The following is a 15,086-nucleotide window of genomic DNA, read 5'->3' as shown; positions in this document are numbered from 1 at the left end:
CGGTGGTCGGTCGATTCGAGCCTGACCGGCGGGAACGACCCGCAACAAGATCACCTGAGTATGTCGGGATACCGTGCCGGTATGTCGGTCGAGCTGCGCGTCATGCGGTACGTCGTCGCCGTCGCCGAGGAGGGCAGCTTCGAGAGCGCGGCGCGCCGACTGCACATGGCGCAGCCGCCGCTGAGCCGACAGATCCGCGACCTGGAGCGGCAGCTCGGCGTACCACTGTTCGAGCGTCGGCCGACTAGGCTGACCGACGCGGGGGCGGCGTTCGTGGCGTCCGCCCGGCGGCTGCTCGACGACGCCGACTCGGTGGTCCGGGCGGCCCGGGCCGCCGGGCAGGGTCAGATCGGGACGGTGCGGATCGGGTTGGTCGCCAGCGCCACGTCGCAGGTGCTGCCGCGCCTGCTAGCGGCGGTACGGGCCGCCCATCCGCAGATCACCGTACGGACGCGGGAGGCGTGGCCGGCCGAGCTGGACGCCGGGCTGCGGGCCGGCCGGTTCGACCTGGTGCTTTCCCGGGGGATGCCGGGCTACCAGGACCTGGACCGCCAGACGGTACGCCGGGAGCCACTGGTAGCGGTGGTCGACGCCGGACATCCGCTGGCCGGGCGTACCGCTGTCGGGTCGGACGCGGTGGGGCCGGACACGGCCGGGTCGGAGACGGTCAGGTCGGACGCGGTCGGGTTGGCCGACCTGGCCGGCGGCCGGCTGAGTCTGCCGCCGGAGGAACTGACGCCCGGCTACCGGTCGGCGATCCTGGCCGCCTGCGCCCGCGCCGGGGTGGTCGTCGAGGTGGTCGACTGCGAACAGGTGGGGTGGCGCCGGATCGGGCTGGCCGACGTCGACGGTTTCGCCCTGGTACCCCGATCGCTCACCCAGTTACCCACAGTGGACGGGGTGGTGCTCCGGCTGACCGACGAGCTTCCCGCCCCTGATCTGGAGCTGGTGTGGCGGCGGGACGCCACGTCACCGGCCGGACTGGCCGTCGCCCGGCTCGCCCACGACCTTCATTGATCATCGAACGGGGCCGCTCAGCTGTCCGACGACCGACGGGTGACCGCGCGGGCCAGCGGCGAAACCTTCGTCAACCGGGCCGAGGCGGCGGCGGTGAGCGCCTTACGGCCGTAGGTCTGCAGGGTCGCCCGGTAGACGGCCTCCGGCTGGTGCCAGCCGAGGACGCTGGCGTGCCCGGCCATCACCTGCGCGAGTTCGGCGGGCGGCACCTCCTCCAAGGTGCGTGGACCGAGCGCCCGGGGCAGCGCCGGCGGTTGATGGGCGAGCCGGTAGGTGCTCGGCTGGACTCCGGACTCACCGAGGGGGTTGTCCCGGACGAGCAGACCTCTGCGTACCACTGCGGTGACCACCTTGTTGATCGCGCTCGCCGAGGCCCGGCCGACGCGCTTACCACCGGCCGCATGCACGTACGCGGTCTGCAGCCGCTCGCCGGTCATCGGGCCTTCGCAGGCGACGATGGCGAGAATGGCCTCCTGCATCCCGGGCGGCGGCGGAGTCTCGGCGCGCGGGGCGTCGCCCTGGAAGATCTCGTACGGCTTGAGCCCAGGCGCCGGGTCCGAATCCCGCTCGGCGGGTTCCACCGGACCGACCGGCTCCACCTGCTCGACGGGTTCCACCGGACTGACTGGTTCCGCCTGGCTGACTGGTTCCGCCTGGCTGACTGGTTCCGCCTGGCTGACTGGTTCCGCCTGGCTGACTGGTTCGCGCGCCGGTTCGGCTGCCGCTGCCCAGCCGGACGGGCGGATACCCCGCCGGTCCAGCGCCGCCCGCAGATCCTGCAACACCGCCGCTTCATCGACGACGAACGACGACTGCGGGATACGGAAGAACTCCCAGCCGCAGCGCTCCAGTTCCCGCTGCCGGGCCATGTCGGCCTCGTAGCGGTCGGGCCCGTGCCAGGCGTCGCCGTCGCACTCGACCGCGAGCCGTCCGTTCGGACCTATCACCACCAGGTCGATGAGATAGCCGATCGCCTCGAACTGCGGCACGACGGTGAAGCCGGCGGCGACGAGCCGGTTGTAGACACGCTGCTCGAACAGTGAGTCGAAGGGTGCGACCCGGCGGTCCTCGGGCACCTCGGTCGGCAGTCGGGTGCCGTCGTGCTCGCTCGGGCGGGCGGTCACGCCGTAGCAGTAGTCGAGCAGCTGGTAACGCATGTCCTCGGGATTGCCGAGGTCGCTGAGTCGGACCGAGTGGAAGACCCACATCTGGTCCTTGGCGCGGGAGGCGGCGACGTTGTAGCGCTGCACGTACATCTCGGCTATGGCGGCACCGATCCGTACGCCGTCCTCCATCGCCGCGACCATGCTGAGGAACACGACGTCGCGTTCGGATCCCTGGAAATCGGCGGAGTCGCCGCACCGCAGCTCCCGGCGCTCCCATTCCGCCGGATCGAGCTGTTCCAGCAGCAGCCGTTCAATCCGCTTGGCCTGATGGACTCCCTGCAGCGAGATCACGCCGAAGGTCAGACCGTCGTAGCGGGGGTCCTGCGCACAGGCCACGATCTGCGCGACGACCGCCTCGGCCTCCGGCGGGTTGACCTTGTTGCTGGTGCCGCTGACATAACCGTTCCCGACGTGCACCGGCCGGATCGGTTCGAGGCGGTCGGCCCCGTACTGACGGACGGGGATCAGCCGGATGTTCTCCGGCTCGTACGCGATCCGGTTGGAGAAGTTGATGATCTCCGGAACGCAGCGGCGGTGTTCGGTCAACGGAATCAGGCCGCTAAACCGCATCTTGGCCTCGTCGAACAGGCTTCGCTTCGGGTCCTGCCACGACGCCCGGTACGGGTCGTCGCCGAGGTACTGGTCCGCGAGGTCGCGCAGATGTTGCTGGTCGACGCCGACCCCGCTCGGTGAGACCTGCTTGTCGTCGCCGATCACCACGATCTTCGGCGCCAGGTACTGCAGGAACGTCGCGGCCAGCCCCGCCTGTGATGCCTCGTCCACGACGACGACGTCGAACATGTCCGGCTGCACCTGCAGCTGTTCCGCGATCCGGTAGATCGGCATGATCCAGACCGGTACCGACGGGCGGCAGCGGTCCATGGCCTGGCGGATCTCGGCGCGACGCTGATGGGCGTACTTGCCGGTGCCCTTGCCGAGCCCTCGCACGAGTTGGCCGTACTGCTGCAGGTTGGCCCGGGCGGAGCCGCTGATCCGGTCCGGCGAGGCGGCATGTCGCCAGGCGCGGGCGGCGGCCAGCTCCTCGACGTGGCCCCGGATCCGGCCCTCGAGCTCACCGATCTCGGCCTGCAGCCGGTTGAGATCGGTGATCTGCCGGTCGGCGAGCCACGCGCCGACGACCGCCCAGGCCCAGGCGTCGTCCCAGCCGTCGAGGCGCTCGTCCCATCTGTCATCGGCGCAGTCGGTGACGACGGCGTCGTGCAGGCGGGGCGCCACCGCCCGCAGCCGGGAACCGAGCGCGTCCCGACGGTCGACGAGTTCACGCACCTGGGTCAGTCGCGTGAGCCGAGCGACAGCGGCGGCGTACCTGCCCACGTCCCGGGCGGCGACCGCCTCCACCAGCTCGCGCAGCGGTGCAGCGGCGGTCGGCTGATGGCTCAGCGCGACGACCGGCTCCCCGATGGCGTTCACGGCGGTCCGGGTCCGCGCCAGGTGGTCGGCGGCGGCGGCCGAGTCCACCAACGCGGCGTAGGCCCGTACTGCCGAAAGATCCGACCACTGTGGGCGGGGTAGCTGTGCGGCCGCCAGCCGGTGCTCCTGGTCGGTCAGCCCGGCGCCGAGCGCGAGAACCCGCTGCAGTTGGCTCAGCTCGGTCTGGTGCCAGGTCAGCCGTTCCTGGAAGGTGTCCTCGGGCGGGACGACGACGGTGGCCGGCCAGGCGCGGTCGGCAGCGGTCAGCAGCCGGGTGGCCTGTGCCCAGGCGAGGAACGCGTTGACGGCCTCGACCGTGGTCGGCGGGCGACCGTCCACGCGGACCCGGCTGAACAGCTCCCGAGCCGCCTTGACCGGCTTGGCGGCGAGCAGGTTCAGCACCGGCGTGCCGTCGGCTGCGAGCTTGACCCTGCCGCCGGCCGCCAGGTGCTCGCGCAGGTGGTTGGCGAGCGACACGAGTTGGGCGACGTCCGGCCCGGCCTGGGGCACGCCGCCGGCCTGCACGCCGGTGACCTGCACGTCGGTGATGCCGAGGTAACGCACCTGCGGTTCGGCCTGTGCCACCAGTTGCCGCAGTTGCGCGGCCCGGTTGTGCCACAGCTGTCCCCGGCCGCAGGTCACGTCGGCCAACGCGTCGGCCATCCACGGTTCGCGTCGTCGCACCAGGTCGTCGGCGGTGTCGGCGAGGCGGTGCAGATCCTGCTGCAGCGCGGTCCGGGCCGCCGGAGGCAGCGCTCTGACCACCGCGTACGCCGGATGTTGCCGGCTGTCGTGCCGCGCGTCGTGGGCGGCGCGGGCCTGTTGTTCGGCGGTGACGGCAGCGGCGAAGTCCGCTGGCGGGGCCAGCCGCGCGGGGTCGGCCAGCGTGGCCCGCGACGACGCTTCGTCCGCGATCAACTGCTGGTCGCGCAGCAGCCGCAACCACTCAATGATCTCGGTTCGGGTCAGCGGGGGCTCGTCACCGGGTGCTGCCGGTGCCCACGGATGAATCCACCCGTACCGTTCTCCGGCGTGGCGGTGCGCCTCGGCGATCGCGGCCAGCGTGCCCCGGTACGGTCCCCGTTCGTGCCGGACGACTTCGGCGGCCCGCACGTCGACCAGCCGTTCGTGCAGTTGGGCACGCTGACGCCGAAGTTGGTCGATCGCGTCGAGGTGCCGGGTGATGGTCAGGTCGGACTCGTCGGCGTCGAAGTCGATGGCATGCTGCGAGATCGTGTTGACCGCGACCTTCAGGTCCGCCATGTCCTCCCTGGACGCGCCGACGACCGCGACCGACAGCGGCCGGATCGCCTCCGGCAGCTTTGTGCGCACCTCCTTGAGCGCACGATCGGTCTGCGCGGTGACCAGGACCCGCTTGCCCTGGGCGAGCAGATGGCTGAGCAACGCGGCGGCGGTGTGTGTCTTGCCCGTACCGGGCGGGCCCTGCACCAGGGTCTGGGCGTGCCGGTCCACCTGCTGAAGGATCTTCAGTTGCTTGTCGTTCACCGGCAGCGGCAGGTAGAACTCGTCGTCGACGGCGATCACCGCGCCGGGCGACGGGTCGGTCTCGGTCGCCGGGCGGTGATCCGGATCCACCAGCGGCAGGATCCCCTCCGGCACGGAAGCCGCGTCGATCAACTGCTTGCGGATGCGCTCGAGCACCTCGACCAGCCCGTGGCTGCGCCGACGCAGGACGATCGCGGGCGCCAGGGTCACCTCGGGCCGGGCAGGACCGCCGCTGCCGGGCAGTTCCGTCTCGAGGTAGCCGCCGTCCGGGTCGAGGCTGTGCGCCACGCGTTGCAACAGTTCGCCGATCGTCGCTACGTTGAGCGGATGGTCGGCGAAGGTCCGTGCGGTTTCCCGGACCTCGCCGATGTGCCGCGACCGCGTCAGGTGCGAATCCAGCATGTCGAGTTCGAGGCGCAGCGGGTCGGCCGATTCGGCGGCGTTGACGTGCAGTGTGCCGGTTACCGGGTCGAGGTCGATCGTGACCGGTACGGTGAGCAGGTGTCGCCGTACGGCCGGATGGTCGGCTGGCTTCCAGGTGAGGCATCCGACGGCGAGGACCAACTCCTTCTCTTCGGGATTACTCGCCGCCGCCGCTTGCATCGAGAAGAGCGTGCCGTACGCCTCACGCACCGGCTGATCGACGCGTTCCCGCTCCGCCCAAGTCTCCCAGCGGATCAGCCAGGCCCGGTAGGCGTCCTCGATGTCGGGGTGCTCAGCCAGACGAAACACCGCAGGGTTGCCGTCGACGTCCGGCTCCCCGTCCGGATCCGGAACTTCCACCTTGAGCTGCGGGGTGATCTGTGGATCGTCGATGCCTGCGGTCAACCAGCGGCGCAGCGCCTCGCCGACGGCGGGCGGTCGGACCAGATCGATCCGGTCGATGTGCCCGACCTCGTCGCCCGGCTCCGGCGTCGCGCCCCAGTGCGCGAAGTGCACGGCGGAGTGTCGTGGCATTCTCCGCGTCCAGGTGACCTCCTCGTAACTGTCGACCGTGCGGGGCGCCGAGACGACCGACTGCTGTGCCCGCGCCAGGAACTCGAAGAGTCGCACCGCCCGATCGAGGCGGTTCGCCGCAGAGGACGTCAAGATACGGTTTCCTTTCGACGCTGGACCACCCGATCGAACATAGAGGAAAGAACACCGGCGCCACACCTCCGCTCTTCGGCGCTGGTTCCGAGGCCGTACGGACGATCAGCGCCAGATGCAGTGATGCTCGCCGATCGGCGATGTGGAATCGGGACAGGCGGTCGCCGGGTCAGCGGCGAAAGATGGTGATCGAGTGACCGACCTGGTCGATCGGCTCACTGCTGTCGATCAGCTCGCGCAACTCACCGCCGGTGGTCGCCACCCAGGTGTTGGACACCACCAGCAGTCCGCGTACCTCCTCAGGCGGCACCTCGCGCGGATCGGTGGCGGTGATGCCGTAGTACTCCGGCACGCCGGCGCCCTTGTAGGCCAGCCACACCCGCTCGTCCGGGTACCGCTGCCGCAGCCGGTCGGCCAACCGGCTCAGGTCCTGCCCCCAGTCCACGTTCGAGTCGTGCAGGTGGTGGTAGGTGCGCGCCGGGCCGCCGAACGCCTCGTTGGCGTACGGCAGGTAGAACGGGAACGCGCGGGCCGAACTTGCCGCGACCAGCGCGACCAGCACCACCGCGGCCGGCCGGGCGTACCGGGCGGCCGCGGCGGGCCACCGTACGGCGGTCACGGCCGCCGCCGACACGGCCAGACAGACCGGGACGACGATCGCGTACCGGACGCCGAGGTCGCGGGATCCGGTCATCGCGACGGCCAGCAGTAGGCCGGCCGGCAGCAGCAGGTACCCGGCGGCCGGGCGCAGCCGGGGCACCGACAGCATCGCCACCGCGCCGACCAGCCACAGCACCAGCGCCCCGAGCGGCGTCTTCACCAGCAGCGCGGCCGGCAGGTAGTACCACCGGTGGCCGGAGTAGGGCTCACCGAACAGGTACCCGCCCCATTGCCAGTCCTCGAAGCCGAACTGAATCCGCATGCCGTCGCGGAACGACTCCGGAAACGGCAGCCAGTCGACCACGGTTCCGCGCAGCCCGCCGATCGCCGGCACCGAGCCGGAGGGCACCGTCTGCAGCCGTGGGTCGACGACGAGATAGCTGGCCCACACGGTCAGCAACGCGAGGAGTCCAATCGCGGTCGCGGCCGCGCCGGTGACGACGTACCGCCGGGCCCGGGGTGAGGACGGGCGGGGCGGCCAGGCCGGCCGGGCGTGCCGGACCGACCAGGCGGCCAGCGCCAGCAGCACCGGCACCGCCGCCAACGCGCTCATCTTGGTGGCCAGTGCCGCGCCGAGCGCCAGGCCGGCCAACGGCAGGTAGAGCCACGGTCGCCGCCGCGCCCGCCACAGCAGCCAGACCGAGGTCAGCAGGAACCCGGCGGTGGGCACGTCGAGGGTGGCCAGCGAGCCGTGCGCGATCACGTCGGGCGTGAACGCGTACACCGCCAGGGCAATCAGGGCACCGGCCCGGCCGGTGATGTCGCGGGCGAACGCGAAGACCACCAACCCGAACGCCAGGGTCAGCAGAATCATCGGCAGCCGGGCCAGTAGCAGCAGCCGGTCGGCGTCGTTGCCCGCTTCGTACAGCACGTGCCGCCCGAGGTCCGTCTGGTTGCCCTGGAAGGACGGCTCGATGTACGGGTCGGCGAACGCCAGGCCGGCCCCGATGATCAGTTTGCCCAGCGGCGGATGTTCCGGATTGACCTGCAGACCACCGCCCTGCAGGTAGAGCGCCGCCGCACCCACGTACACCGGCTCGTCGATGGTCGGCGCCTGCGCCACCGCAGTGGCGACCATCGCGAACGCCATCTGCCCCAGCAGCAACGCCACGACCAGCGGATACCACCAACGCCGGTGCCGTCGCAGCCAGCCGGGCCGATCCGAGTTCTCCGTCACCGTGGCCGGCTGGTCATCCGGGGTAACGGGTACATCCCGGTCGAGGGCTCCCGACCTGCGAAAAAGACTCACGGGCCGGCAGCCTACCCGTCACCCGACTACGATCGTCACCTCGCTTGGATGATGCCCCCGGGGGAAGGACGGACGACGGTGGCCCGGGGTAGCTGAAGCCGGCTACCTACCGAGGATCGCAAAGACTCCGGGGCCGAGTCGGGAGGCCGGCACGGTTCGATCGGAGTTCGGACGCCCTTAGCCATTTCCGCTCCGGCGAGCGGAACCGCCGCCGTAAACATTCAGGTGGTGCGCGAAGAGTGACGGTCAGCGCGGGTTGAGTGACGGGGTTCGACCGGCTCGACGCCGTTCTGTCCGTTGTGGTTTGATCTTGGCGTGTCGGTGTCGGAGGATCTGTCTCGTGAAGAGTTGATCTCGCTGGCACGGACGCAGGACGCTCGGATTGCTGAGCAGGACGCGCAGATCGCGGAGTTGACGGCGGCGTACGAGGCGCTCGCGGTGCGGCTGGCGCGGGTCGAGCATCTGTTGTCGCGGAACTCGTCGAACTCGTCGTCTCCGCCGTCGAAGGATGATGATCCGGGGCGTACGCCACCTGCGGCGAGGAAGAAGCGGGACACCCCGGCGGGTACGCGGGGTAGGCAGCGGGGTGCGCCGGGGTCGAACCTGGCCTGGTCGGATGCTCCTGATCAGCGGCGGGACCGGTTCCCCGAGGGTAGTTGCGGGTGCGGCGCGGAGTTGGTGGACGCGCGGGATCTGGGTGTGGTGGACCGGTATCAGCAGGTCGAGGTTCCGTTGATGACCGCGACGCTGACCCAGTACGACCAGCATGCGGTGCGGTGTGGGTGCGGGAAGCTGCACACCGCGGCCCGGCCGGAAGGCGCGGGGGCCGGTCCGGTGGGGTACGGCCCGAACCTGCAGGCGTGGGCGGTCTATCTGATGGTCGTGCATTTCATCCCGGTGCAGCGGTGTGTACAGATGCTTCGGTCGCTGACCGGTGCGACACCGTCGCCGGGGTTCGTGCACGGCGTGCTGACCCGGGTCGCGGCGCTGACCAGCGAGGTCGACAAACGGATCCGCATGTTGATCACCCTGGCGTACGCGGTGTGCTGTGACGAGACGCCGCTGCGGGTCGGGCCAAAGAAACCGAGGCCGGGCCGGAAGAAGGCCGAGAAGTACCTGCTCGTGGCGTGTACCGAGTTGTGGACTCACTACCAGGTCGGTGACCGGGACCTGGCCACGTTCACGGCGTTCGTGGTCAAGGACCTGACCGGCTCGGTGGTCGTGCACGACCGGTACCGGAACTACGACTCGGCCGAGTTGGGCACGCTGGTCCACCAACTGTGTTGCGCTCACCTGTTACGTGATCTTGACGGTGCGGCCGAGGTGTACCCCGACGCGGTCTGGCCGAAGCAGATCTCCGACGCGCTGCGCGCGCTGATCCACGAGACGAACACGGCCCGTGAGCAGAACCGGCCGGGCATCGACCCCACAGTGAAGGCCGAGTTGCTGTACCGGCTGCACCACGGCGTGCTGGTCGGACTGTCCGACACCAGCACCATCGGCAACCGGCCGGGTGAGCGTAAAGCCCGCCTGCTGTTGGAAGTCTTCCGGGACCGACGTGCCGACGTGCTGCGCTTCGTTGACGACCTGTTGGTGCCGCCGACGTCGAACCAGGCCGAACGGGACCTGCGACCGGCGAAGATCCAGCAGAAGATCTCCGGGCGGCTCACCAGCGAGCAACGCACCAAGGATCGGTACAAGATCCTCGGCTACGTCTCCAGCGCGGCGAAGAACGGCCTCGACAAAATGGCCGTCCTGCGCGACGCCATCCTCGGACGACCCTGGATGCCGAACCTACCCGCACCCACCTGACCCCCACCCCACCCAGGTCAACATCAGCCGGCGGCCACCAACCAACCGGCCATCACGCTATGCCACCACGCGGAATCCCAGCGCGCACCACCTGAATGTTTGCCCGCCGCCGGCTCACCTGCCGGCGGCGGTTCCGCCTGCGATGCGGACCGTAGTGAGTAGACCGAGCAGGGGTGTTCAGGTGACCCGTGCGCCCCTGCCGGACACGGCCGTCCTCAGATCAAGTGCGTGTTGGGCTCCAGCCCGCACAGCACGCGCCCGTACAGCTCGAGGTTCGTGTCCGGGTGCACGACGCCATGCAGACTGATCGTCTGGACATCACGCTCAATGCGTTGCATCGGCTTGTCCGAATAGATGGACGACCCACCGCTGGCGGTGTTAAGGATCTCCACCGCCTCTTTTGCAAGTTGGGTGGACACACCCAACTCCATGCGCGCGAGGGCACGCTCCTGAATGCTCCAGGACTCGCCATTGCGGACCTTGCTGTCCACTCGCTCGGCGGCGCGGCGCACATGGAACTCGGCCTCGTCGATTTTCATTGCGGCCCGAGCCACCTGCAGATGAGTGAGAGCGGATTCGGCCTGGTGTTCGTTGCTGGTGTAGGCGATCTTCCGGCTCGGTAGTTGCTCGAAGAAGGCGTCTCGCGCAGCCTTGGCCATGCCCAACGGGACAGCGGCGGCGCCAGCTGCAGTAATTGGAGAGAAAGGCGCCCTCCACATCAGTGAACCGGCATTCAGCCTGGAACGATGCTGGTTCTGCATCACCAAGGGGGCGATCGGCAGAATGCGCCCCTCGGGGACGAACAGGTCCGCCACGATGGTCGTCACGCTACCCGTACCGCGCAGACCCACGGTGTGCCAGTCGTCGACGATCGTCATGTCCGAGGTGGGCACGGCGAGCATCGCCGGAGCGGGCTCGCCGTCTGCACCGGCCAGTACGGCCGAGTGGATGAACCACTGGCTGTGCAGCACACCGGTGCTGAACGCCCACCTGCCGTTGAGGACGGCACCACCCTCGACCGGGGTGGCGACACCGTTCGGGCTGACGCTGCTGCCGATGAGGACGTCGGGGTCGGCGAAGATCTCGTCCTGCGTCTCGTCCGGCAACAGGCCGGCCAACCATGAGCTAATCGTCATCGTGCTCACTGCCCACCCGACGGAGCCGTCGCCGCGGGCAAGCTCGGAGATCACGTCGCAGACGGCGCCCACAGAGGACTCGAAGCCGCCGTAGCGGATCGGTACCCGCATCTTCATCAGCCCAGCATCGGCGATCGCCTGGAGCACCTCCTCGTGCAGGACCCGGTTCTCCTCCTGCCACGTTGCGTACCTGCGGATTAGCGGTACCAGCTCAGTTGCCCGGTGGACGAGCTCGGCGCTCGTCGGCGCCTCGATAGCCGTCATCAATACTCCCAACAGGATGCGAGGAAGGAACATTGCCCCTCCAAGCTGGGCGCCGATTAATTACCGGCATTAACAACTTTGACATGCTGTTACATTAGCCAACTTCTCTCAAGTTGCCGAGTTTACACTGCATCCGCATGGCCCATTAACCACAGTTTCGATAGCCGAACAGAAGACACTCCAAAGACGGAACTCGCACCATTTCTGCGGAGTGGAGGATCATTGAATGCCTTTGCCGTACGCAGAACCCGGAATGTTGTCGCAGGTCCGGGTGATGTCGGCAGACTGCCGATGATCGCATCACGGCTCAGTTCGACATCGCCCTGATCGGCCAGCGACGCCAGCGTCTGCGCCGGGCCAACCATGGACAACCAGATCCTGCGGGACCTGTTCGACGGGGTCGCCCGGGCCAGCGAGGTCCTCGTGGCTGGCCGACTGGGTCGAGCCGGAGCGCAACCACCGGCACGTCTCCCAGTCTGCCCGATCATCGGCAGCCGGGCCAGCGACAGCACCTGGTCGGCGTCGTTGCCCGCCTCGTACAGCACGTGCCGGCCAAGGTCCGACTGGTTGCCCCGGAAACCGGGGTCGATGCGGGGCTCGGCGAACATCAGACCCGCCCCGATGATTAGCTTGCCGAGCGGCGGATGTTCCGGGTTGACCTGCAGACCGCCGCCCTGCAGGTACAGCGCGGCCGCGCCCACGTACACCGGCTCGTCGATGGTCGGTGCCTGCGCCAGGGCGGTGGTGACCATCGCGAACGCCATCTGGCCCAGCAGCACGACCACGACCAGCGGTTACCACCAGCGCCGGTGCCGCCGCAGCCAACTTGGCCGCCGCTGCGGGTCCTGCGCCGCCGGGGTCGGAGGGTCATCCGGGACGTGGGGTGCATCCCGGTCGAGGACTCCCGGCTTACGCAAATGAATCACGGGCAGCGAGCCTACCGTCAGCCGCCGATCGCCAGCGCCGCCTACTCTGCCGGACGACCTGGTCTGGTTCGGTACGTCATCGATCCGATCGGCCAGCGCAGGAACATCCGCTCCTCGCCGTCGACGGTCCGGCGGTCCAGCAGTTCGGCGCCGAGCAGCAGGTACGGGCGCAGCCGCCGACGGGTGCAGGTGGCGTAGGCGACGTCGAAGCCGCGCGACGCCAGGTCGCGGTAGCCGACGTCGCGGATGAACCCGGTGTACGTGGCACGGGTCCAAGTGCGCCCGCCACCGGCGTGCATGACGTTGAGGATCTCGCAGACCCGACCACCGGCACGGCCCGCGTCCGGTGACATGGGCGGGCTGAACCCGAAGGAGGCGGACTGCAACCCGCGTTCGACGGCGACGCTGACCGCCATGGCCCCGATCAGCCGGCCGGTGGGCTGCCGCCAGCAGTAGACGACCTGGTCCTGGTACGGGATCCGGGTCCGCAGCCGTCGCCCGGTGTCGTCCCACTCCCAGATCAGCCGGACCAGCCGGTTGTCGGTCAGGCCGACGTAGGCCCGGTAGAAGTCCCCTTCGTACTCGGCGACCTGTGCCGGGTCGGCCGGGTCGAGCACGCCGTAGAAGGTGCCGTCGCCCGCAGCGAGGGCGTTCATGCCGGACCCACCAGTTCGACGTTCATGAGCAGCCCGTGCCGGAGATACTGGGTGACCGCCGGTGCCGCCTCGACCGGATGCCCGTCGACCGGTGTCAGCCGCACCCGCTGCCCGGCGACCGCCAGCACCGTCAGCATCTCGGTGATCGCGAAGTTCGTGCCGATGCACTTGCGCTGCCCGGCGGCGAACGGCAGGTAGGCGCGCCGCTGGTCGGTGGTCAGCCGGCCCGGCGCGAAGCGGTGCGGGCAGAAGGAGTCCGGCTCCGGCCAGTACTGCGGCATCCGGTGCAGGGTGTGCAGCGGGATCACGAGGTTGTCGCCCTGGTGGATCCGCCGGCCGTCGATGTCGTCGTCGGCGGTGGCGGTGCGGGTGAGGGTGTAGACCGGCGGGTAGAGCCGCATCGACTCCTGGATCACCTGCCGGGTGTAGTCCAGGGTGCCCAGGTCGTCGTAGGTCGGGGCCCGTCCGCCGAGCACCCGGGCCAGTTCCTCACGGAACCGGCCCGCGATCTCGTCGTCGTGTTGGCCGAGCAGGTGCCAGGTCCAGGCCAGCGCGGTCCCGGTCGTCTCGAAGCCGGCGAAGAACAGGGTGACGACCTGGTCGCGCAGTTCCCGGCGGCGCCGGCCGGCCTGTTCGCCGTAGGCGCGGATCAGATCGCTCAGGATGTCGGGGTACCGGTCGGTGTCGGCCAGCCGTTCCTCGATCCGCTCCGCCACGAAGTCGTCCACCGCCCGCAGATGGCGGGCGAACCGGCGGTGCAGCCGGGTGGGGAACCACAGTGGCACCGTCACCGGGCTGATGTTGCGGCGGACCACCACTTCCAACCCGACCCGTACGGTGTCGACGAAGTCGTTGGCGGTCGTCTTCGGATCGTGGCTGAACAGCGCCACGGCCATGACCCGCATGGCCAGGGTCTGCATGTCGCTGAACACGTCGACCGGTTCGCCCCGCTCGCGGGCGCGGTCCCAGCCGTCGACGACCTCGGTCACCAGGGTGGCGGTGATCTCGACGACGCGTTCGAGCAGCGCCCGGTTGAACACCGGCTGGGTCAGCGTCCGCTGCCGCCGCCACATCTCGCCGTCACTGCAGATCAGTCCCTGGCCGATGATCAGCGACAGGTTGTCGTGCTGCAGGCTGCGACCGTAGCCGGGCAGGTTCCCGATGAACACCCGCTGGTTGGCGTCCGCATCGGCCAGCAGCGTGAAGACCCGGTGCAGTACGCGGTACCGGACGAATCCGTCGTGGTCGGCGACCAGCCGTTTCTGCACACCCAGCAGGTCGGCGCGCAGCGCGCTCAGCCGCAGCCGCAGCGGCGGGTGGTCACTTCGCGGCACTGTCGACGCCTTCCTGCAGCGCGAGGGTCTCGGTGACGAACGTGTCGTCGAGGCCGGCGGCGTTCTCGATCAGTCCAGCCAACGTCTCGGCGAACCGGGCGCCGGGTGCGCCGTCGACGATGTCGTGGTCGACGGTGAGGGTGACGCTGAGGGTCTTTCGGGGCGCGGCGGCGCCGTCGATCCACCGCACCTTGTCGTACCTTCCGCCGACGATGAGGGTGCTGGTCAGGAAGGAGATGGAGATGCCCCAGGACGGTCGCGGGCTGATGAAGGAGCCGACGTTGGACAGGCCGACGGTGCCCCACTGGCGTTTGACCCGGGCCGGGTCGCGCCGCATCCACCACCAGAGCGCCCGCCGGGCCGGGCGCGGCAGCCGCAGGAGCTGGCGGCGTCGACGGACCCCTTCGTCGTCGTACAGGTCGGTACGGGCAGCGGCGCGCATCTCGTGGTTGACCTGCGCCAGACTTTTGCGATTCGCGGCCCGCACGACGTAGATGACCGGCACCAGCGACCCGTCTGGCTTGCGCTTTTCCAGCAGCGTGTTTACGTCCACGTCGTCGAAGACGACCAGCTTGCGGCGTCCCTTGCGGAAGGCGTGCAGCATCTTGTGCTCACCGACGGCATGGCCGAGGCAGTAAACCAGAAAGGCGGTGAACGACAGCCCGTCGGGCACCTGGGCCCGGTAGTGCGCGACCAACTCCATCGGGCGGGACACGTCGAACTCCACCATGCCGTGCGCCATGTGGGTTCGGTGACCGACGCTCAGCGCGTCAACCACGAGTTCCCGGATACGCGGCCAGGGCAGTTCCTGGAACGGAGCAGCATTCATCGTGGCTTGTC

General features: G+C 69.4%; 9 protein-coding genes. 2 read left to right on the top strand and 7 right to left on the bottom strand.

All coding sequences use genetic code 11. The features are described from left to right. Positions 1 to 81: 81 nt before the first annotated feature. A complete protein-coding gene (locus O7543_RS01700; protein ID WP_281550501.1) occupies positions 82 to 1,017 on the top strand; it encodes a LysR substrate-binding domain-containing protein in 936 nt (311 codons plus the stop codon). A 17-nt stretch (positions 1,018 to 1,034) separates the two neighbouring features. Here O7543_RS01700 and O7543_RS01695 read toward each other — a convergent pair whose 3' ends face one another. Together O7543_RS01695 and O7543_RS01690 are read right to left on the bottom strand one after the other, a co-directional pair. Beyond that, positions 1,035 to 6,209, bottom strand: coding sequence for an AAA domain-containing protein (locus O7543_RS01695; RefSeq protein ID WP_281567310.1), 5,175 nt, complete (start codon positions 6,207 to 6,209; stop codon positions 1,035 to 1,037). 169 nt (positions 6,210 to 6,378) lie between these two features. Next, complete coding sequence (locus tag O7543_RS01690; protein WP_281550503.1) at positions 6,379 to 8,046, bottom strand: phospholipid carrier-dependent glycosyltransferase; 1,668 nt, start codon at positions 8,044 to 8,046, stop codon at positions 6,379 to 6,381. 387 nt (positions 8,047 to 8,433) lie between these two features. Here O7543_RS01690 and O7543_RS01685 point away from each other — a divergent pair, with 387 nt between their 5' ends. Beyond that, positions 8,434 to 9,930 carry an IS66 family transposase gene (locus tag O7543_RS01685; RefSeq protein WP_281550504.1) on the top strand — a complete coding sequence of 499 codons (1,497 nt, stop codon included), beginning with the start codon at positions 8,434 to 8,436 and terminating at the stop codon, positions 9,928 to 9,930. Positions 9,931 to 10,145: 215 nt separating this feature from the next. Here the strand turns inward: O7543_RS01685 and O7543_RS01680 are convergent, their stop codons facing one another. The 5 genes from O7543_RS01680 to O7543_RS01660 all read right to left on the bottom strand — a co-directional run bounded on the left by O7543_RS01680 (position 10,146) and on the right by O7543_RS01660 (position 15,075). Further along, complete coding sequence (locus O7543_RS01680; protein WP_281550505.1) at positions 10,146 to 11,330, bottom strand: acyl-CoA dehydrogenase family protein; 1,185 nt, start codon at positions 11,328 to 11,330, stop codon at positions 10,146 to 10,148. 122 nt (positions 11,331 to 11,452) lie between these two features. After that, positions 11,453 to 12,115, bottom strand: a complete 663-nt coding sequence (locus O7543_RS01675; protein ID WP_281550506.1) for a hypothetical protein — start codon at positions 12,113 to 12,115, stop codon at positions 11,453 to 11,455. A 182-nt stretch (positions 12,116 to 12,297) separates the two neighbouring features. Continuing rightward, the gene (locus O7543_RS01670) at positions 12,298 to 12,912 is read right to left on the bottom strand and encodes a hypothetical protein (protein WP_281550507.1); all 615 of its coding nucleotides are present in this window, start codon (positions 12,910 to 12,912) and stop codon (positions 12,298 to 12,300) included. Then, positions 12,909 to 14,246, bottom strand: a complete 1,338-nt coding sequence (locus O7543_RS01665) for a cytochrome P450 (RefSeq protein WP_281550508.1) — start codon at positions 14,244 to 14,246, stop codon at positions 12,909 to 12,911. The genes O7543_RS01670 and O7543_RS01665 overlap by 4 nt, the downstream gene beginning before the upstream one ends. After that, positions 14,233 to 15,075 carry a 2-oxo acid dehydrogenase subunit E2 gene (locus tag O7543_RS01660; protein ID WP_281550509.1) on the bottom strand — a complete coding sequence of 281 codons (843 nt, stop codon included), beginning with the start codon at positions 15,073 to 15,075 and terminating at the stop codon, positions 14,233 to 14,235. Before O7543_RS01660 ends, O7543_RS01665 begins: the two co-directional genes overlap by 14 nt. Between the last annotated feature and the right edge of the window lie 11 nt (positions 15,076 to 15,086).

The sequence above is a fragment of the Solwaraspora sp. WMMA2080 genome (assembly GCF_027497395.1).
Lineage (GTDB): Bacteria > Actinomycetota > Actinomycetes > Mycobacteriales > Micromonosporaceae > Micromonospora_E.
This window is presented reverse-complemented; position numbering and strand designations above follow the sequence as displayed.

Excerpts from the sequence above, each read along its gene's own strand:
- O7543_RS01700 (WP_281550501.1), top strand. The coding sequence starts at position 82 with ATGTCGGTCGAGCTGCGCGTCATGCGGTACGTCGTCGCCGTCGCCGAG.
- O7543_RS01680 (WP_281550505.1), bottom strand. The coding sequence starts at position 11,330 with ATGACGGCTATCGAGGCGCCGACGAGCGCCGAGCTCGTCCACCGGGCA.
- O7543_RS01670 (WP_281550507.1), bottom strand. The coding sequence starts at position 12,912 with ATGAACGCCCTCGCTGCGGGCGACGGCACCTTCTACGGCGTGCTCGAC.
- O7543_RS01660 (WP_281550509.1), bottom strand. The coding sequence starts at position 15,075 with ATGAATGCTGCTCCGTTCCAGGAACTGCCCTGGCCGCGTATCCGGGAA.